14 protein-coding genes are annotated in these 19,089 nt (G+C 71.0%); 6 read left to right on the top strand and 8 right to left on the bottom strand.

The window, feature by feature from the left end; all coding sequences use genetic code 11:
- Positions 1-111 precede the first annotated feature (111 nt).
- Positions 112-753: an SDR family NAD(P)-dependent oxidoreductase gene (locus HWD99_RS10820; protein WP_241796257.1), complete on the top strand. Its 642-nt coding sequence runs from the start codon at positions 112-114 to the stop codon at positions 751-753.
- 19 nt (positions 754-772) lie between these two features.
- Here the strand turns inward: HWD99_RS10820 and HWD99_RS10815 are convergent, their stop codons facing one another.
- On the bottom strand, positions 773-2,233 hold the full coding sequence (locus tag HWD99_RS10815; RefSeq protein ID WP_241796256.1) for an MFS transporter: 1,461 nt from the start codon (positions 2,231-2,233) through the stop codon (positions 773-775).
- 82 nt (positions 2,234-2,315) lie between these two features.
- Between HWD99_RS10815 and HWD99_RS10810 the strand changes: the two genes are divergently transcribed.
- Positions 2,316-3,383 carry a low specificity L-threonine aldolase gene (locus HWD99_RS10810; protein ID WP_241796255.1) on the top strand — a complete coding sequence of 356 codons (1,068 nt, stop codon included), beginning with the start codon at positions 2,316-2,318 and terminating at the stop codon, positions 3,381-3,383.
- 28 nt (positions 3,384-3,411) lie between these two features.
- On the opposite strand, the gene HWD99_RS10805 is transcribed toward HWD99_RS10810, so the two are convergent.
- Positions 3,412-4,014 carry an NUDIX hydrolase family protein gene (locus HWD99_RS10805; protein ID WP_241796254.1) on the bottom strand — a complete coding sequence of 201 codons (603 nt, stop codon included), beginning with the start codon at positions 4,012-4,014 and terminating at the stop codon, positions 3,412-3,414.
- A gap of 106 nt (positions 4,015-4,120) precedes the next feature.
- Here HWD99_RS10805 and HWD99_RS10800 point away from each other — a divergent pair, with 106 nt between their 5' ends.
- The gene (locus tag HWD99_RS10800) at positions 4,121-4,786 is read left to right on the top strand and encodes an alpha/beta hydrolase (RefSeq protein WP_241796429.1); all 666 of its coding nucleotides are present in this window, start codon (positions 4,121-4,123) and stop codon (positions 4,784-4,786) included.
- Between the two features lie 265 nt (positions 4,787-5,051).
- Positions 5,052-6,695, top strand: coding sequence for an ABC-F family ATP-binding cassette domain-containing protein (locus HWD99_RS10795; protein WP_241796253.1), 1,644 nt, complete (start codon positions 5,052-5,054; stop codon positions 6,693-6,695).
- A gap of 9 nt (positions 6,696-6,704) precedes the next feature.
- Here the strand turns inward: HWD99_RS10795 and HWD99_RS10790 are convergent, their stop codons facing one another.
- The 4 genes from HWD99_RS10790 to HWD99_RS10775 form a co-directional block, all read right to left on the bottom strand.
- Positions 6,705-7,364 (bottom strand): response regulator transcription factor, encoded by a 660-nt coding sequence (locus HWD99_RS10790; protein WP_241796252.1) that lies wholly within the window; start codon positions 7,362-7,364, stop codon positions 6,705-6,707.
- The gene (locus tag HWD99_RS10785) at positions 7,361-8,632 is read right to left on the bottom strand and encodes a sensor histidine kinase (protein WP_241796251.1); all 1,272 of its coding nucleotides are present in this window, start codon (positions 8,630-8,632) and stop codon (positions 7,361-7,363) included. The genes HWD99_RS10790 and HWD99_RS10785 overlap by 4 nt, the downstream gene beginning before the upstream one ends.
- A gap of 25 nt (positions 8,633-8,657) precedes the next feature.
- On the bottom strand, positions 8,658-9,413 hold the full coding sequence (locus HWD99_RS10780) for a DUF998 domain-containing protein (protein ID WP_241796250.1): 756 nt from the start codon (positions 9,411-9,413) through the stop codon (positions 8,658-8,660).
- 100 nt (positions 9,414-9,513) lie between these two features.
- The gene (locus tag HWD99_RS10775) at positions 9,514-9,924 is read right to left on the bottom strand and encodes a DUF6157 family protein (RefSeq protein WP_241796249.1); all 411 of its coding nucleotides are present in this window, start codon (positions 9,922-9,924) and stop codon (positions 9,514-9,516) included.
- 69 nt (positions 9,925-9,993) lie between these two features.
- On the opposite strand from HWD99_RS10775, the gene HWD99_RS10770 reads away from it, so the two are divergent.
- On the top strand, positions 9,994-14,583 hold the full coding sequence (locus tag HWD99_RS10770) for an ATP-dependent helicase (protein ID WP_241796248.1): 4,590 nt from the start codon (positions 9,994-9,996) through the stop codon (positions 14,581-14,583).
- An 85-nt stretch (positions 14,584-14,668) separates the two neighbouring features.
- Here the strand turns inward: HWD99_RS10770 and HWD99_RS10765 are convergent, their stop codons facing one another.
- Together HWD99_RS10765 and HWD99_RS10760 are read right to left on the bottom strand one after the other, a co-directional pair.
- Positions 14,669-17,206, bottom strand: coding sequence for a DUF4073 domain-containing protein (locus tag HWD99_RS10765; protein WP_241796247.1), 2,538 nt, complete (start codon positions 17,204-17,206; stop codon positions 14,669-14,671).
- 165 nt (positions 17,207-17,371) lie between these two features.
- Positions 17,372-18,109: a GntR family transcriptional regulator gene (locus HWD99_RS10760; RefSeq protein ID WP_241796246.1), complete on the bottom strand. Its 738-nt coding sequence runs from the start codon at positions 18,107-18,109 to the stop codon at positions 17,372-17,374.
- A 257-nt stretch (positions 18,110-18,366) separates the two neighbouring features.
- Here HWD99_RS10760 and HWD99_RS10755 point away from each other — a divergent pair, with 257 nt between their 5' ends.
- Complete coding sequence (locus HWD99_RS10755) at positions 18,367-19,080, top strand: HAD family phosphatase (RefSeq protein ID WP_241796245.1); 714 nt, start codon at positions 18,367-18,369, stop codon at positions 19,078-19,080.
- The last annotated feature ends 9 nt before the right edge of the window (positions 19,081-19,089 follow it).

The raw sequence follows: 19,089 nt of genomic DNA, 5'->3' as shown, positions 1-19,089 counted from the left end.
TCTGGGGTCCGGTCGCGGGGGCGATCGGACGCGGCGTCTGCGGCCATTCCTGCCCGGGGTGGCCGCAGCGCTGTTTCTGCACGAGAGTTGTTCTGAACGGGAGTTGAGCACATGAGCGTCACGGATCGCACGATCGTCCTCGCCGGAGCCACGAGCGGATCGGGGCTGGCCCTGGCCAGGACACTTGTCGACGGCGGTGCCCGGGTGATCGCGACCGGTCGGTCGGCCGAGCGGCTGGAGCCGCTGCGCGCGATCGGCGCGGAGGTCGAGGTCGCCGACGCGACCTCGCTCGAGGAGATGACGCATCTCGCGTCGCGCCTCGACGCGGTCGACGCCGTGATCCCGCTGGTGGGCGGGTGGCGAGGTGGCGGCGGACTCGCCGGACAGACGGACGATGACTTCTCCGCGCTGCTCCCCGCGCTGGAGGCGGTGCGTGCGAGCAGCCGGGCGTTCGACAGCGCCCTGCGTGCCTCGGATGCCGGCCGCTTCGCGATCGTGTCGTCGACGGCCGTCGGACGCCCTCTCGCCGGGGGCGCGAACTATGCCGCAGTCAAGGCGGCGGCCGAGGCCTGGACGCGGGCCGTCGCTCAGGGCTTCGCGAAGTCCGCGCGGGATGCCGGCGAGCCGCTGCGTGCGGCATCCATCGTCTTCCGAGCGAAGGCGCTCGACCCGGCATCGCTCGCCCCCCGGGTGCTGGCTCTGTGGAACGCCGACGCCGCCACCCTCAACGACCAGATCATCACCCTCGACTGAGCCTGACGGCCGACGACGGTCAGCGCCGCGCCTCCGGGATCTCCGGCGGCAGCCCGCGCACCCGCGGAGGAGCCCCGCCCTCGTCGCCCTGCCCCGACGGCTCCGCCGTGCTGCCCTCGCGAGCATCGCCCTCGCGAGCATCGCCGTCGCCCTCGCCGAGGTCCTGCTCCGGGGCGTTCGCGTAGAGCGCGGTGAGCTTGCGGTACGACTTCGTGAAGAACGCCAGCGTTCCGACGACCACCATGATCAGCCCGGCGAACAGGCAGATCAGCGCAATGCCGCGGGCGTCGCCTTCGCCGAGCAGCCACCCCCACCGCTCCTGTCCCGCGTCGGTCCTCATGTACGGGATGATCAGGAACTCGGCGATCGGGGCGATCAGGAACGCCGTGACCGGAGCCGCCGCCGCCTCCATCGCGGCGGCGACGCCGAACACCCGCCCCTGCCGGTCGTAGCGCACGACCTTCTGGATGATGGTCTGCTCGGCCGCTTCGGCGGGGGGCACGAGCGCCATGTACACCCACATGCCGATCACGTAGAGGGGCCACCACTCGCGCAGCATGAACACGGATCCGAGCAGGCCCATCGCGATCACCACGAGGAGCAGGGTGCGCATGGGTTTCACGCCCAGGCCGAACTTCGCGACCAGCCCGCCGCCGATCAGGAACCCCGTCGAGGAGAACGCCAGCGCGAAACCCCACATCTGAGCATCGAACAGGGTCAGGCCGTAGGGGTCCATGAGCGCCATGTAGACGCCGCCGATGAGGTTGTTGAAGGTCGAGAAGATGATCAGCGCGAACAGCCCGGGAGCGAGCCTGATGGCCGTCACACTGCCACGGAAGTCGAGTGCGCTCGTGGCATCCGGATCGGGCTTGGGTGCCCCCTCGGGAATGCGGATGAAGAGCAGATGCACGAACGTCAGCACCATCGCCGCGATCGCGATCGCCAACGTCCACCCCATGCCGAGGAAGCCGATCGACAGACCCGAGAAGACGCTCGTGACGAGGAAGGCGAGCCCCTGCACGGTGCCGACGAGCCCGTTCGCGTTGGCCCGCCGCTCTTCGGGCACGAGCAGCGTCACCGTCGTCGACAGCGCGATGTTGCGCAGCTGCTCGATCACCCCTCCGAACAGGATGACGACCGAGAACAGCCAGAACCACGGGCCGCCGAGATCGAGCAGCGCCGATTCGGGCTGCCAGACGTAGAGCAGGCCGGCGATCAGGAACGCGACGGCCGAGATGACGCTGGAGAGCAGCATCACGGTGTGCTTGCGGTTGCGATCGACGATCGTGCCGAAGATCATCGCGAAGAACGCGATGAACAGCATGTAGGCACCGCCGATGATGCCCGTCGCGAGAACCGACTGAGTCTCGATGTACACCCAGAAGGTCAGGGCGAACCACAGGAAGCTCGTCGTCACGTTGGCGATGAGCGTGTTGACGAGGACGTTCGCGAAGGCGGTCTTCGCAGCGGTGCGCTCCATGGCTTCGAGGGTAGGCGCGGCCACCGACATTCGGTAGGCCCAGACCGCAGATCACGCTCTCATCCGGCAATAGGCTTGTGCGGTGAGCATTCCGCATGACCCCGCGATCCGGGGCTTCGCCAGTGACAACTATTCCGGCGTCCACCCCGAGGTCCTCGCGGCCATCGCGGCGGCCAACGGCGGCCACCAGGTCGCCTACGGCGAAGACGCCTACACCGAGCGCCTGCAGGAGGTCTTCCGCGAGCACTTCGGCGAGGGCGTCCAGGCGTTCCCGGTCTTCAACGGCACCGGGGCCAACGTCACCGGCCTGCAGTCGATGCTGCCGCGCTGGGGTGCGGTGATCGCGGCATCCACCGCGCACATCAACGTCGACGAGGGCGGAGCCCCCGAGAAGATCGGCGGCTTCAAGATCCTCGCCGTGCCGACCGACGACGGAAAGCTCACCCCCGAGCTCGTCGACCGCGAGGCCTGGGGCTGGGGCGATGAGCACCGCGCGCAGCCGCTCGTCGTCTCGATCACCCAGTCGACCGAGCTCGGCACCCTGTACTCGGTCGATGAGATCCGGGCGCTCGCAGACCACGCGCACGAGCGCGGCATGACCCTGCACCTCGACGGCGCGCGCATCTCGAACGCGGCCGCCGCCCTCGACGTGCCGCTGCGCGCGTTCACCCGCGACGCCGGGGTCGACGTGCTGAGCTTCGGCGGCACCAAGAACGGCGCGATGCTCGGCGAGGCCATCGTGGTGCTGAACCCCGAGGCGTCGAACGGTCTGCAGTACTCGCGCAAGTTCAACATGCAGCTGTCGTCGAAGATGCGCTTCGTGTCGGCGCAGCTGATCGCCCTGCTCGAGGGCGACCTGTGGCTGCGCAACGCCCGGCATGCGAACGCGATGGCCCAGCGCCTGCGCGGCTCGATCGAGGCCGGCATCGCCGCCGGCACGATCAACGGCGTCGCCTTCACGCAGCCCACGCAGGCGAACGGCGTCTTCGCGCAGCTGCCCGACGGCATCGCCGACCAGCTGCGCGAATCGTTCCGCTTCTACGACTGGGATGCCGCGCGCAACGAGGTCCGCTGGATGTGCGGCTTCGACACCGAGGAGGCCGACGTCGACGCGTTCGTCGCCGAGCTCGCCCGTCTCACCTCACGCTGAGGCGACCGAGCTACCGGAGCAGACCGAGCTACCGGAGCAGCCCGAGGTTCGCGAGCGCCTGACGGATGAGCGTGCCTCGGCCGCCCTCCATCTCGGCGGAGACCGCGTCGGACCCTGCGGCCTCGGGCGAGAACCAGGTGACCTCGAGCGCGTCCTGACGCGGCTCGCAGGTGCCGGTCACGGGAACCACGAACGCCAGCGACACGGCGTGCTGCCGGTCGTCGTGGTAGGCGCTCACACCCGGGATCGGGAAGTACTCGGCGACCGTGAACGGCAGCGGCTGCGGCGGCAGGAGCGGGAAGGCCATGGGCCCCAGGTCGTTCTCGACGTGGCGGAAGAGCGCGTCGCGGATCGTCTCCCCGAAGCGCACGCGCCCCGACACGATCGTGCGCGTCATCTCTCCGAGAGGGGTGGAGCGCAGCAGGATGCCGATCTCGGTCACCTGCCCCGACCCATCGGTGCGCACCGGGATCGCCTCGACGTAGAGCATCGGCAGATGACGGCGTGCCTCTTCGAGCTCGAACTCGCTCAGCCAGCCCGGGTTCGTGTCTCGAGCGGGAGGCTGCGCGGAACCGAAGCCCTCGATCCCGTCGTCGGGCTCAGGGTCGGGATCAGGTGTGCGGACGGCCATGTCTCCTTTCTACCAGCCGCACCGTCGGGTCGACACGGACTTGACATCGCTCACCGGCATACGCTTCACCCGGCCGACGGCGCGAGTGTCCGCCCCCGCTGGCAGGATGGTGCGGGTGAGCGAAGAACTGACGATCGACGACACCCTCACGCGCTGGTCCGCCGCGGATCGGGCGGGGACGCCGCTGCTGGTGCTGCTGCACGGCTACGGCGCCGATGAGCACGACCTCTTCGGTCTGACGCCGTATCTGCCCGACGGGGTCGCCGTGGCATCGGTCGCCGCTCCCCTGTCGCCCCCGTGGCCGATGCCCGGTCGCTCCTGGTACGCCATCGAGGGGCTCGACGGACGCAGCTCCGACTCCGTCACCTCCGCCGCCGAGGCGTTCCTCCGCTGGCTCGACGATGCCGCGGCCGATGCTCCGGCTGTCGCGCTGCTCGGCTTCTCCCAGGGTGCGGCCGTCGCCCTCCAGGCCATGCGCCTCGCTCCCGAACGGGTCGACACGGTCGTGGCCCTCAGCGGATACGTCGCCGCGGGAGAGCTGCCGAACGACGAGGCGCTGACCGCGCTGAAGCCTCACGTCTTCTGGGGCCGGGGCACGAACGACCAGGTGATCCCCGAGGCGCGCATCGTGCACACCGCCCAGTGGCTGCCTGCCCACTCCGAGCTGTCGGGCCGCGTCTACACCGGGCTCACGCACAGCATCTCGGAGGACGAGCTCGGCGACGTGCACACGTTCCTCACGAAGTGGCTGGAGCGCACCACGAAGGGCTGAGCGCTCAGCCCGCTCCACGACGATGACACGCCCGGGGTTGCACTCTCGCGACACGCCCGGGTATCGTCGTGGAGTCCTGTCCGCCGTGTCTGGAAGTCCTTTGATCTGATCCGTCGCCTCCGCGCTCATCCTTCCGCGCGCTGACCCGACGATCGCCGACTCCACGGCAGACCACCGCCCGCTGTCCTTCGCGACGGCCCGCCCCGCTCCGACGGGGCCCTCGGGCGACCGGTGTCAGTGCACCCCGCACTCGACAGGAGACACCATGTCAGTCCCCACGCTTCACTCCTCGGTCACTCTCGACCGTCTCACGTTCACCTGGCCCGACGGCACGACCGCACTCGATGCGGTGTCCGGATCCTTCGGTACGGGCCGCACCGGGCTCGTCGGCCGCAACGGCGCAGGCAAGTCGACGCTGCTGCGTCTGATGGCCGGCGAACTGACCCCGACATCGGGGTTCCTCACGGCGACCGGCGCCGTCGCCTATCTGCCACAGCAGCTCACGCTCGACGTCGATCGCAGGGTCGCCGATCTCCTCGGTGTCGCCGCGCCCCTGGACGCCGTCAGGGCGATCGGAGCCGGCGATGTCGATCAGGCGCACTTCGATGCGGTCGGCGACGACTGGGACATCGAGGCGCGCGCCGAGATGTCTCTCGCCGAAGCGGGCCTCGCCCCGGAGTTCCTCGACCGCAGGATCGGCGAGCTGTCGGGCGGTGAGGCGGTGCTGGTCGCGATCGCCGGCATCCGGCTGCGGCGCGCGCCGATCACGCTGCTCGACGAGCCGACCAACAACCTCGACCGCGACGCCCGCGCGAAGCTGGCGGCGATGGTCAGCGCCTGGAAGGGCACGCTCATCGTGGTCAGCCACGATCTGTCGCTGCTCGAGCTCATGGACGACACCGCCGAGCTCTATGCGCAGACGCTGAGCGTCTTCGGCGGTCCGTACTCCGAATGGCGCGCCTGGTTGGATGCCGAGCAGGAGGCGGCGAGGCAGGCCGAGGTCACCGCCAAGCAGGAGTTCCGCAAGGAGAAGCGTCAGCGCATCGAGGCCGAGGTGAAGCTCGCCCACCGCGCCCGCACGGCCAAGAAGGCCGAGATCGAGAAGCGGGTTCCGAAGATCGTCGCCCACGGAAGGAAGATGGCTGCCGAGGTGTCGGCGGGACGGCTGCGCACCGAGGTCGGAGCGAAGGAGGATGCCGCCCGCACCGCGCTCGACGAGGCCGGGCGGCGCCTGCGTTCCGACGCGTCGATGAAGATCGAGCTGCCGGACCCGCAGGTGTCGCGCAGCCGTCGAATCGCGACGATCGGCGACGGCGATCGCTCGTGGATCATCCAGGGGCCGGACCGCGTCGCGCTGACCGGGCGCAACGGCGCAGGGAAGACGACGCTGCTCGAACGGCTGGTGCGCGACGCCGCCGTCGACAGCTCCGCAACGATGCCGGACATCGGGGCGGGCTCGGAACGCCCCACCCTCTCGGCCACGGCCCTCACCGACCGCGTCGGCTACCTGCCGCAGCGGGTCGACGGACTGGCGGAGGACCGCTCGGTGTTCGAGAACATCGCGGTTGCCGCGCCCCAGGTGCCGGAGAAGGAGCTGCGCAACCGACTCGCGAGGTTCCTCATCCGCGGCGCCACCGCAGACCGGCCCGTCGCGGCGCTGTCGGGCGGTGAGCGGTTCCGCGTGGCGCTGGCGACGCTGCTGCTCTCGGATCCGACGCCTCATCTGGTGGTGCTCGACGAGCCGACCAACAACCTCGACATCGACACCGTCGACCAGCTGGTCGACGCGCTGCGCGCCTACCGCGGTGCCGTGCTCGTCGTGAGCCACGACGACGCGTTCCTCGCGCGGCTCGACCTCGATCTCACGCTCGAGATCGACGCGGACGGATCTCTGCGGGAGGTGGGGTGACCGCGATGCTCAGACCAGTCCCGCCTCGTAGGCGAAGATCACCGCCTGCACGCGATCGCGCAGATCGAGCTTGTGCAGGATCCTCCCGACGTGCGTCTTCACCGTGGACTCCGACACGAAGAGGGCCTCGCCGATCTCCGCGTTGCTGAGACCTTTCGCGATCGCGAGCAGGACGTCCTGCTCGCGATCGGTCAGCGCGCCCACCCTGTCGCCGTCGGGCTCGGTCCCCCGGGGGAGCTTGGTGGCGAAGAGATCGAGCATGGCCCTGGTCACACGCGGGGAGACGAGCGCATCTCCCGCGGCGATCGAGCGGATCGCGGTCATCAGCTGGGCCGGTGGCGTGTTCTTCAGGAGGAACCCGCTCGCTCCCGCACGCAGGCTCCCGAACGCGTACTCGTCGAGGTCGAAGGTCGTCAGCACCAGCACGCGGCTGCCGGGAGAGCCGCGCACGATGCGACGTGTGGCCTCGATGCCGTCCATCTCGGGCATCCGGATGTCCATCAGGACGACGTCGGGTGAGAGTTCGGCTGTGAGGTGCACAGCCTCCGCACCGGAGGCCGCCTCGCCGACGACGTGCATGTCGGACTCCGCGTCGAAGACCATGCGCATGCCGCGGCGGATCAACTCGTGGTCGTCGACGAGCAGCACTCGGATGGGCGGGGATGTCATCGCTGTTCCTCCTGGTCGGGGGCGTGCTGCCCGGGGATCACGGCGTGCACGCGCCATCCGCCGCCCGGCATCCTCCCCGCATCGACGCTGCCCTCGTACAGCCGCACGCGTTCACGGATGCCGATGAGTCCCCGCCCTGTGCCGACCGACACGGGGCGGGGGCCCGGCTGCCCGTCATCCGTCACGTCGATCACGACTCCGGCGCCGTCGAAGTCGAGAGTGACCAGGACCTCGCGGGGCTCTCTCGCATAGCGGAGGGCATTGGTGAGGGCCTCCTGCACGATCCGATGGATCGCATTCTGGAGGGCGGGTGAGACGGGCGGAGATCCGAGGGTGCGCACCGACACCGGCAGCCCGGCCGCACGGAAGGTCGCAACGAGCGCCGGGATCTCCTGCAGACCCGGGTTCGGTCGGAGCGGATCGGTTTCATCGCCGGAGTCCGGGTCGTCGCCGAGCGCGCCGAGCAGCTGGCGCATCTCGACGAGTGACTGCCTGCCGACATCGCCGATCTCGCCGATCGCGCTCCGCGACCGCTGCGGGTCCTTCTCTGCGAGCGCGCCGGCCCCGTCGGCCAGCGACACCATCACGGACAGGCTGTGCGCGACGACGTCGTGGATCTCGCGCGTGATGCGCGCTCGTTCGGCCAGCGTGGCCAGCCGCGCCTGCTGATCGCGCTCCCGAGCGAGCTGATTCGCGCGGTCGAGGATCGCGCCGATGTAGCGCCTCCGATCGCCGACCGTGATCCCGAGCAGCGCGGCGATCAGCAGGACGACGAGCGAGATCGCGTCGATCGGGGCGAGAAGAGCGAATGCACGGTCGCGCAGCAGAGAGTCCGCGAGGGGGATGACCAGCACGGTGATGAGTGCCAGGACACCGAAGGCGATCCAGCCGCTGCGGTTGGATCGGTACACGAAGACGGCGTAGAGAGCGAGCGCCCCGCCCAACGGCTCGGGCACGACCCCGACACAGGCCGAGGCGACCGAGAGGGCCGCGAACACCGCCACCGCGCCCCAGGGCCGGTGCCGACGGAACAGCAGCGCCACGGCTCCGACGACGGTGCCGATGACCGGGAACACGATGTCGACGCTCGGAGTCCAGACACCCGACGACAGCGGCGTGAGCACCGCCAGGAACGTGCCGATGATCAGGTAGGCGCCCGCCACGACTCCGTCACCCAGCCGGGGATGACCGCTCCAGAAGCGGCGGACCGCTCCCGCCGGACGCGGGAGCTCGGCCGTCACCTCGGACGCGGGCGGTGACTCTGGCATGCCACGACTCTACGCATCGCGCCGGTCAGCGTGCGAAGACGAGGGGATGACGAGCGGAGCGGATCCGGTCCGCTCCCCTCTCCTTCCTGACGACGCCGTGCTGCTCCTGAGCGGCGTCGAGCGCCGACGCGTGCGAGATCGCGAATCCGAGGATCATGAGCCAGCCCATCCCGATCGTGGTGGCGACGAGTTCGAGGATGCTTCCGACGTCGGTGCGGAATCGCAAGAGGGAGAGGAGTCCTCCGGCGGCGGCGACGACCGCCGTGGAGATGCCGGCGCCGAGTGACAGCGTGCGCAGCACCCGACGACCGTCGACGAACGACGTCTGCAGCATCGCGACCGCGGCGAGGGCGAAGGCGAGCACCGCGGCCGTGGTGTGCACGAGGTCCTGCCAGCTGAAGGTGTCACCCACAGGCAGCGGACATCCCGCGGTGCAGGGCACCTGAGATGCGAGCAGGAACAGCGCCGAGGCGATCACGATCGACAGGGCGGGCGTCCACGCCCTGAGCACGGGAGCGGTCGCTCGCAGCCCGCGTGCCGCCGCCGCGACGCAGAACCCGCCCAGGGCGAGCAGGACGAGGGCGATCTCGAAAGCACCGGCCGTCGGCTCGCCGTCGGCCCCGAGGCCGCTCACGTAGAGGACCCTGTCGGTGCTCAGACGGGCGAGCCAGATGAGTGCGAGCGCCACCCCGACCAGCACGCTCCCGATGAGGGCGGCGGCTGCTCGGGCGACGACGGATGCGGAGGGGAAGGAGCGGGGAGGGGTCTCGGTGAAGGGCATACTGCGACGCTAAAATCGGCCCGCTGTCCGTCGCGTCGGCCTGGAAGCCCCCTTTCCGCCCGGTGTCGTACCTGAGGATGACCCCGATCGCGGTGCGACGTCAGGCCCGCCGGCTCCGCATCGCCCGGGTGTGGCTGATCGCGGGGTCTGCGGCGAGCAGCGCGTACTCCTCCGAGTCGCGAGGCACGAGGGCGACCCTCCCCTCGGCGTCGTGCGCGATGCCCCAGCCGTAGCGCTTGCCCAGCGGCGAGGAGCGCAGGCAGGGCTGCCCCTTCGAGAAGAACTCCTCGCGCGCCGCGGTGTCGTCGGGGTCGAGCCCGTGCCGCAGCGCATGGGTCGCGAAGATCACGTCGTCGGAGGTGCGCGCATACGGCTCTTCCGCGATCAGCCGATGGTGCAGAGCGGCGATCGTCGGCTTCTCCCCGGCGGGCGGCTCTTCGGCATGATCGACCGGGCAGTCCTCGGCCACCTCGATGAAGGTGCTCGCATAGTTCGTGGTGTGCGACGCCATGCGTACAGCATGCCCTCCCCCTCGGACAATGGCGACCCCGATGTCGGTGGCACGGGTGATGATGGAGGGATGAGCGACGTGCTCGACCGCTTCACCCCTGCCACACAGGACTGGTTCCGGGGTGCGTTTCCCGCGCCCACCCCCGCCCAGGCGGGTGCGTGGAACGCGATCTCCGCGGGCAAGCACGCGCTCGTCGTCGCCCCGACCGGCTCGGGCAAAACCCTCTCGGCGTTCCTCTGGGCGATCGACAGCGTGTTCCGCGAGCGCAGCGAGAGCACCGCGCAGAAGGGCGCCGAACGGGCGAAGGACGCCTCGCGCACCCGCATCCTCTACATCTCGCCGTTGAAGGCGCTCGGCGTCGACGTCGAGCGCAACCTGCGCTCCCCGCTGATCGGCATCGGCCAGTCCGCGCGCCGCCTGGGCGTCGATGCCCCGTCCGTGACCGTGGGCGTGCGCTCGGGCGACACGACCTCGAGCGATCGCCGCAAGCTCGTCTCCGACCCGCCCGACATCCTCATCACGACCCCCGAGTCGCTGTACCTGATGCTCACGAGCCGCGCCGGCGAGACGCTGCGCGACGTGCACACGGTCATCATCGACGAGGTGCACGCGGTCGCCGCGACCAAGCGGGGCGCCCACCTCGCGGTGAGCCTCGAGCGCCTCGACGCGCTGCGCCGCACCCACGGGCATGACGAACCGGCTCAGCGCATCGGCCTGTCGGCCACGGTGCGGCCGATCGACGAGGTCGCCCGATTCCTCGGCGGCGCGGCACCGGTCGAGATCGTCGCCCCTCCCGCATCCAAGACCTTCGAGCTCGGCGTCGTCGTCCCGATGGACGACATGACGAATCCGCCCCCTCCGCCCGGCGCCTCCGCCGTGTCCGGCGATGCGGTCGACGCCGAGTACACCGAGGTCACGGGTTCGGTCTGGCCGCACGTCGAAGAGGCGATCGTCGACCGCATCCTGCAGAACAGCTCCACGATCGTCTTCTCGAACTCGCGGCGACTCGCCGAGCGCCTCACCGGACGCCTCAACGAGATCTACTCCGAGCGCCTGGGTCTCGCGCTTCCCGAGAGCAGCGTTCCCGCGGCGATGATGGCGCAGGCGGGTGCGACGGCCGGTGCCGATCCCGTGCTCGCCAAGGCGCATCACGGCTCGGTGTCGAAGGAGCAGCGCGCGCAGGTCGAAGAGGAGCTGAAGTCCGGCGTGCTGCGCTGCGTCGTGGCGACGAGCAGCCTCGAGCTCGGCATCGACATGGGCGCGGTCGACCTCGTGATCCAGGTCGAGGCGCCGCCCTCTGCGGCATCGGGTCTGCAGCGCGTCGGCCGTGCCGGACACCAGGTCGGCGAGATCAGCCGGGCGGCGCTGTTCCCCAAGCACCGCGGCGACGTGCTGCACACCGCGATCGTCACGGAGCGGATGCTGGCCGGCAAGATCGAGGCGATCCAGGTGCCGCGCAACCCGCTCGACATCCTCGCGCAGCAGACCGTCGCCGCCAGCGCGCTCGGGGCGATCAGCGTCGAGGAGTGGTTCGAGACGGTCCGCCGGTCGGCGCCCTTCCAGTCGCTTCCGCGCTCGGCCTACGAGGCGACCCTCGATCTGCTCGCCGGCCGCTTCCCCTCCGACGAGTTCGCCGAGCTGCGCCCCCGTCTGGTGTGGGACAGAGATGCCGGCACGCTGACCGGCCGCCCCGGTGCGCAGCGCATCGCCGTCACGAGCGGCGGCACGATCCCCGATCGCGGGCTGTTCGGCGTGTTCGTGGCGGGCGAGTCGACCGGCGCCCGCGTGGGCGAGCTCGACGAGGAGATGGTCTACGAGTCGCGTGTCGGCGACGTGTTCACACTCGGCACCACGAGCTGGCGGATCGCCGAGATCACGCATGACCGGGTCAATGTCATCCCGGCATACGGGCAGCCGGGCAAGGTGCCGTTCTGGCACGGCGACGGCATCGGCCGCCCGTTCGAGCTGGGCGAGGCCCTCGGGCGGTTCTCGCGCGAGGTGGCCGCCGCGACGCCCGAGAAGGCCGCGCAGCGACTCATCGAGGCCGGCCTCGACGAACAGGCCCGATCGAACCTCATGGCGCATCTCACCGAACAGCGCGAGGCGACAGGCACCCTGCCCACCGATCGCACGCTCACGGTCGAACGCGGACGCGACGAGGTCGGCGACTGGCGCGTCATCCTGCACTCGCCCTACGGCATGAAGGTGCACGCGCCGTGGGCGCTGGCGATCAACGCGCGCATCCGCGAGCGCCTCGGCGTCGAGGGATCGGCGGTCGCGAGCGACGACGGCATCATCGTGCGCATCCCGGATGCCGAGGCCGAGCCGCCCGGCGCCGAGCTGTTCGTCTTCGATCCCGACGAGCTCGAGCAGCTCGTGACGCAGGAGGTCGGCGGGTCCGCTCTCTTCGCCTCCCGGTTCCGCGAATGCGCGGCCAGGGCGCTGCTGATGCCGCGCACGAACCCGAACCGGCGCACGCCGCTGTGGCAGCAGCGCCAGCGCTCGGCGCAGCTGCTCGAGGTGGCTCGACGGCATCCGACCTTCCCCGTGATCCTCGAGACCCTGCGCGAGGTGCTGCAGGACGTCTACGACCTGCCGTCGCTGCGGCGGCTCGCGACGTCGATCGCCGACCGGCGCATCCGACTCGTCGAGACCCAGCCTTCGCAGCCCTCGCCGTATGCGCGCGACCTGCTGTTCGGCTATGTGGGCGCGTTCATGTACGAGGGCGACTCGCCGCTCGCCGAGCGCAGGGCCGCGGCACTCTCCGTCGACCCCGCCCTGCTCGGGGAGCTGCTCGGCACGGTCGAGCTGCGCGAGCTGCTCGACCCGGCCGTCATCGCGCAGTTCGAACGCGAGGCGCAGCGGCTCGACCCCGAGCGGCACGCGCGCGGCCTCGAGGGTGTCGCCGACCTGCTGCGAATGCTCGGGCCGATGGACGCGGCCGAGATCGACCAGCGGCTCTACCCCGACACCGGGACCGCCGCCGCGCATCTCGATGCGCTCGTGGCCGCGCGTCGAGCCATCCCCGTCACGATCGCGGGGACCACCCGCATCGCCGCGATCGAAGACGCCGGCCGGTTGCGCGATGCGCTGGGAGCGGCGTTGCCCACCGGCATCCCCGTCGCCTTCCTCGAGCCCCTCGCCGACCCGCTCGGCGACCTCGTGGCGCGGTACGCCCGCACCCACGGACCCTTCACGACGGATGCCGTCGCGGCGCGGTTCGGCCTCGGCGCGGCGGTCGCACGGCACACGCTGCAGCGGCTGGAGCACTCCGGGCGCCTGACCAGCGGATACTTCCTGCCGGAGGCCTCGGGGGCGGCGAACGAGACCGAGTGGTGCGACACCGAGGTGCTGCGACGTCTGCGCATGCGATCGCTCGCCGCGATCCGGGGCAGCGTCGAACCGGTGTCGCCGGAGGCGTACGCGCGCTTCCTGCCGGAATGGCAGCACCTCAGCCGTCCGCTCGAAGGGCTCGACGGCGTCCTCACGGTGATCGAGCAGTTCGCCGGCGTCCCCATTCCCGCGAGCGCCTGGGAGTCTCTCGTGCTGCCCTCGCGCGTCCGCGACTACTCCCCCGCGCTGCTCGACGAGCTCACCGCGGCCGGCGAGGTCATCTGGTCGGGGCACGGCACGCTGCCGGGCCGCGACGGATGGGTGTCGCTGCATCCCGCCGATCTCGCTCCCTTCACGCTGCCGGAGCCCGACGACGAGATCGCCGACGACTCGCTCGAGGCGCGGGTGCTCGGCGCGCTCGACGCCGGAGGCGCGTACTTCGCCTCGCAGCTCAAGGAGATGGCCGGAGCCGAGAACGAGCAGTCCGTGCTCGAGGCCCTCTGGTCTCTCACCTGGGCGGGCAGGGTGACGAACGACACGTTCGCGCCGATCCGGTCGCTGCTCGCCGGCGGATCCCAGGCGCACCGAGTGACCCGGCGTGCCCCGCGCGCTCGCACATATCGCGGAATGTCGCTCACCCGCACCGCACCGCGGCCGACGTCGGTCGGCGGCCGGTGGTCGCTGCTGCCGACGGCGGAGACGGAGGCCGCGCGCCGCGCGACCGTGACCGCGGGACTGCTGCTCGACCGATACGGCGTCGTGACACGCGGTGCCGTGCAGGCCGAGGGGGTGCCTGGCGGCTTCGCGCAGGCGTATCGCGTGCTCGCGGGCTTCGAAGAGGCCGGGCACTGCCGTCGCGGCTACGTGATCGAGAAGCTCGGTGCCGCGCAGTTCGCGGCCTCCGCCACGGTCGATCGGCTGCGCACCTTCGCGGGTCTGGCCGACCCGCCCCCGCGCGACGCCGTGACCCTCGCCGCGACCGACCCGGCGAACCCCTACGGCGCCGCGCTCGGGTGGCCGCGACGCGAGGAGGTCTCGCACCGTCCGGGACGCAAGGCGGGCGGCCTGGTCGTCCTCGTCGACGGATCCCTGGTGCTCTACCTCGAACGCGGGGGCCGCACGGTGCTGTGCTTCACCGACGACACCGACATCCTGAAAGCGGCTGCCACCGACCTCGCCACGACCGCCAGGGCCCGCCGGCTCGACACGCTCACGGTCGAGAAGGTGAACGGCGACGGCGTCTACGGCACCGAACTCGCGCTCGCCCTGCAGGAGGCGGGATTCGTCGCGACGCCCCGCGGATACACGCTGCGCAAGACGATCTGACGCACGAAGGAGATCTCGCGCGGCGAAGGGGGAATCCGGGATGCGGTCCTTCGCTGCGCGAGATCTCCGTGTCAGCGCGGCGCGATCATGACCTCCGCGCGCGGATGCGACGCAGCGCGACCAGGCCGCCGCCCAGCCCGATCATGACCAGTGCCACGATCCAGGCGATGCCCGGGTCGACGCCCGTCGCGGCCAGGTCGTCACGGTCACGGTCGGGATCCGCGACCACGTCGTCGGACCCGCCGCCCTGACCCGCGCCGGCAGCCGCACCACCGTCAGACCCCTCACCAGCACCGGCGCTGCCTTCAGCCCCAGCACCAGCACCACCATCCGCACCAGCACCAGCACCAGCACCGCCATCCGCACCAGTCCCAGCACCGCCGTCAGCGCCGCCGTCCGCGCCGCCGTCCGCACCGCCGTCCGCACCGCCATCCGCGTCGGCATCGGCTCCCGGGGTCTCGTCCACGGGGACGAGTCCGTCGATCGCCGTGCGCAGCGCCGCGGCCATCGCGTCGACCTCGGCCTGATCCGCCGCGGTCAGGTCGCGCTCGACGGCGGCGATCGCTCGGTTCAGCGCCTCGACGCTCTCGGCGGTGAACCTCTCGAGGTCAGCCGGCACGCGCCGCAGCTCGGCGTCGACGGCGCTGTAGTCCGCGGGCCGTTCCTCGGCGGGAACGACATCGGCCGCGTAGGGTGCGAGCGGGTTGCGGATCGTCACCTCACGGATCTGCTGATCGGTGAAGAAGTCGTACGCCCTGACCACGAGTCGGTCGCCGTACGATTCGACGACGAGCCCGTTGTTCACGTCGCCGATCGTGACCTCGCTGATGCCGTCGGTGTTCTCGCCGCGAGCCTCCCAGCCGACGTGCATCGCCACCGTGTTGACGGCCCAAAAGCCGTCGGGGTGGCCGTCGGCCGTGCGGCGCTGCACCGCCCAGTCGCCGAGCGATGCCGGGTAGTGCGTGTGGCCGCTGAACACGACCGCGTTCGGGTAGTTGCCGAGGATGCTCGTCAGACGATCGTTCATGAGGTGGTGGTCGTGGTACCACGGGATCCACGACGCCGAGACGGTGTCGCCGAGCGGGAAGTGCGTGTTGACGATCACCTGCGATCCCTGAGCCGTCCAGTAGGCGAGGCGCTCCTCGAGGAACTCGACCTGCTCGTCGGTCATCGCGACGTCGGAAGGTCCGCTGATCTCCTGGCCGACGGTGATCACGGGGACGTCGCCGCCCGCCCCGCGCAGCACATACTCGCCGTAGGCGGTGTCGCGCTCGGCGAAGGCGAGGAACCGCTCGAAGTTCGCCGCGAAGCCGCCGCTCGCGTATCGCTCGTGGTTGCCGATCGACGAGACGGTGGTGTCGGGCCGGATGCCGACGGTGTTGTCCATGACGTCGTAGATCTCGCGCCATTCGGTCTCGGTGCCCGAGTTCACGAGGTCGCCGACGATGAGCAGTCCGGCGGGGTCGGGCGCGAGGGTGCTCAGATCGTTGAGTCCGTGCTCGAAGTCATGAGGGTGCCCCTGGATGTCGGACACCGTCCACAGCCGCGTCGGTGTCTCGTCGTCGACGAGCTCGCCCTGATGCACCGCGACCGAGTCGATCGCCCAGTACCGCGAGTCCTCGCCCGGGGCGTCGAGCTGCCACTGGAAGCGCACCTGCGCCGCATCCGACGGCACGTCGACCGCGATGTCCTGCATGTAGTTGAGCTGCAGGGGGTCGTAGCCGTCGGCGACGGATGCGGAGTCGAGGCGCAGCACCTCGGTCCACTCCCCTCCGTCGAAGCTCGCCCGCACCACGCCGGTCTGCCCGGCCGCACCGCGGTAGTGACTGTCGAACGACAGCCGCAGCGAGCGGAGGAACTCGACGTCGACGGGGGCGCTGGTGAGGGTCGACGAGAACGGAGCCGCACCGGACTGCTGGGCGTCGGCCACGAGGAACCCGGCGAGGGGGCGGGCGAAGCGCCCGCGCATCTCGTCGACGTCGGCCGTCCATTCGGCTCGCGTCGTGGGCACCCAGCCGTGATAGTCGGCGACGGCATCGACCGCGTCCGCGGTGTCGACCGACCAGCCGGCGGGCAGGCCGTCGGCGAAGCCCTCACGCAGCAGCACGCCGTCGGTGCTGAGGTCGGTGCCGACGGGATCGATGTCGACGGATGCCTCGGGGTCGCCGGGCGTCAGCTCGGCCGCACCCCCGGTCACGGCGACGGTCTGGCTGTCGGCGAGCGGCTCGTAGCCGTCTCTCGCCAGGAACCACACCGTGTACGTGCCCGGCGTGGTCGGCGCGGCGACCGAGACGGAGCCGGATGCCTCGGGCGCATACGCCCACGAGGCCGACAGGTCGCCCTCGCCGCCCGGCACCTCGCCGTCGCGGTAGAAGCCGATCCAGTTCTTCGGGTCGGCCGCGTCGGTCTCGTATGCGATGTCGACCGTGACGCCCGCGACGAGACTGCCGCCGGGCAGCGAGAACGACGAGCCGGCGGCCGCGGCGGTCACGTCGCCGGCCGTCGGCGCGGGGTCCACGACCTGGGCGCTCGCGGCGATCGGCGCGGCGAGCAGCGCTGCCGTGAGCGCGACGCCGGCGAAGGCTGCGCCCCGCGAGCGGGTGAGGGGGCGAGAGGGATGCATGGGGGTGTCGTCCTTCCGAGAGACGAGGGGTGGATGCCTCGACGATCGACGCCGATGCCCAACCGCGCGTGCACGGAAGGTGAACGAGAGACCAAGGATGACGCGAGCGGCCGGATCGGTGTGGACGCGTGCGCACACGAGTCCAGGCCCGATGCCGCCCGCTACTCAGTGCGACCGGCGGGTGAGTTCGGTGCCCTGCAGCGATGCCTGCACCTGGAACGACATGGTATCGGCGAGGTAGCGATCGTCGCCGGCTTCGATGGCGCTCCCGTCGGCCGCGTAGCTCACCCTGTTCACACGCAGCAGCGGACTGGACCGCCGCACCTCGAGGAGGCGGGCGTCGTCACTCGACGCGGCGATCGCGTCGATCGAGTGCTCGCCGTGCACCATGCGCACGCCATGACGCTGCTCGAGCGCGCCGACGACCGAGGGCTCGTCCGGCGGGAGGGCTTCGATGAACGGTGCGATCCAGGGCGGGTACACGGTGCGCTCGAGCATCACGTTCCTCCCGTTGAGCTGTCGGAGCCGCACGACCTCCACGACGTCGCCGGTGCGTGTTCCGCCCCGGAGCCGGCGCACCTCGACGGCGGTGGGCGCACGACGGTGCTGCGAGACGACCAGGCCGCCCGGCTCCATGCCCCGACTCCACGCCCACTGGGCGAACGAGCGCAGCTCCGAGAACCGCTGGCTCTGCAGGGTCGTGCGCACGAGCCAGCCCGAACCGCGTCTCGGGGCGATGGTGCCCTGTCGGGCGAGCAGCACGAGCGCGTTGCGCACGGTGCCGCGGGAGACCTCGTAGGTGCGCGCGAGCTGATCCTCGGCGGGCAGCATGCCGGTGGCGTCGAACCGGCCTTCGACGATCTGCGTCGACAGGTCGCTCGCGATCTCGCGGTACCGGTGCACGACGGACTCCCCTCCGGCGGCGCGCTCGATCGAGGCGGTCTCGGGGCGCGATCCGCCGCCAGCGTACCCACGGCGAGGGGGCTCTCTCCGCCGCCGTCGCGCCGTGGCTGCACACGTGCACGCAGCTGTCCATCGGGTTTCCCCCGGCGTCCCTCCGCTGTTCATCCGCCGTTTCCCTCGCGTCCGCGCGACGTCCTCGTCCGGCCGACGGGATGGACGCAGCGAACCATCCGGATCGTGGCGGCGAGAGGATCCCCATGCACGACGACTCTCCGGCCTGGGCGGTGCTGAGCGACATGGACGGGACACTCCTCGACACCGAGCGCACATGGCTGCTCGTGATCGAGCGCTTCGTGACCGAGCGCTCGCCCGCCGTTCCGAGCGCGCCCGCAGCCGTCGCCGTCTCCGTCGCCGACATCGTGGCCGCGGCCGAGGGCCTCGATCTCGTGGGAGCGGCGACCCTGCTGCACACCCGCCTGCGCCTTCCCGAGCCGATCGCCGAGGTCGCCGCCGACCTCGACCGCCGTTCCCTCGAGGCGTACTCGCACGACGTCACCTGGCGTCCCGGCGCCGAGCGGCTGCTCCATGCCCTGAGCGCGGCCGAGGTGCCCGTGGCACTCGTCACGTCGTCGCCTCGGCACTGGGTCGATCGCTTCGCCCTCTCCGTCGACCTGTCGTCGTTCCGTGCGACGGTGACCGCCGATGACGCGACCCGCCTCAAGCCCGCGCCGGATCCCTACCTGCAGGCCGCCGCGGCGCTGGGGCTGCCCGCACGACACTGCATCGCCCTCGAGGACTCGCTCGTGGGCGCCACCGCCGCTCTGGCTGCCGGATGCACGACGGTCGTCATCGGGGATTCGACCCGCGCACGTCCCGGCGGCGTGCACGCGGTGCGCTCGATGCTCGATCTCGATGTGCGGATGCTGCGCGATCTCGTGCCCGACGCGACGGTTTCCTCATCCGCCTCCTAGGCTGAGGGG

This window comes from Microbacterium sp. C5A9 (assembly GCF_022627955.1).
Classification (GTDB): Bacteria; Actinomycetota; Actinomycetes; order Actinomycetales; family Microbacteriaceae; genus Microbacterium.
This window is presented reverse-complemented; position numbering and strand designations above follow the sequence as displayed.

Coding starts and splice junctions, on each gene's coding strand:
- HWD99_RS10820 (WP_241796257.1), top strand. CDS start 112: ATGAGCGTCACGGATCGCACGATCGTCCTCGCCGGAGCCACGAGCGGA.
- HWD99_RS10815 (WP_241796256.1), bottom strand. CDS start 2,233: ATGGAGCGCACCGCTGCGAAGACCGCCTTCGCGAACGTCCTCGTCAAC.
- HWD99_RS10805 (WP_241796254.1), bottom strand. CDS start 4,014: ATGGCCGTCCGCACACCTGATCCCGACCCTGAGCCCGACGACGGGATC.
- HWD99_RS10800 (WP_241796429.1), top strand. CDS start 4,121: ATGGTGCGGGTGAGCGAAGAACTGACGATCGACGACACCCTCACGCGC.
- HWD99_RS10795 (WP_241796253.1), top strand. CDS start 5,052: ATGTCAGTCCCCACGCTTCACTCCTCGGTCACTCTCGACCGTCTCACG.
- HWD99_RS10790 (WP_241796252.1), bottom strand. CDS start 7,364: ATGACATCCCCGCCCATCCGAGTGCTGCTCGTCGACGACCACGAGTTG.
- HWD99_RS10785 (WP_241796251.1), bottom strand. CDS start 8,632: ATGCCAGAGTCACCGCCCGCGTCCGAGGTGACGGCCGAGCTCCCGCGT.
- HWD99_RS10780 (WP_241796250.1), bottom strand. CDS start 9,413: ATGCCCTTCACCGAGACCCCTCCCCGCTCCTTCCCCTCCGCATCCGTC.
- HWD99_RS10775 (WP_241796249.1), bottom strand. CDS start 9,924: ATGGCGTCGCACACCACGAACTATGCGAGCACCTTCATCGAGGTGGCC.
- HWD99_RS10770 (WP_241796248.1), top strand. CDS start 9,994: ATGAGCGACGTGCTCGACCGCTTCACCCCTGCCACACAGGACTGGTTC.
- HWD99_RS10765 (WP_241796247.1), bottom strand. CDS start 17,206: ATGCATCCCTCTCGCCCCCTCACCCGCTCGCGGGGCGCAGCCTTCGCC.
- HWD99_RS10755 (WP_241796245.1), top strand. CDS start 18,367: ATGCACGACGACTCTCCGGCCTGGGCGGTGCTGAGCGACATGGACGGG.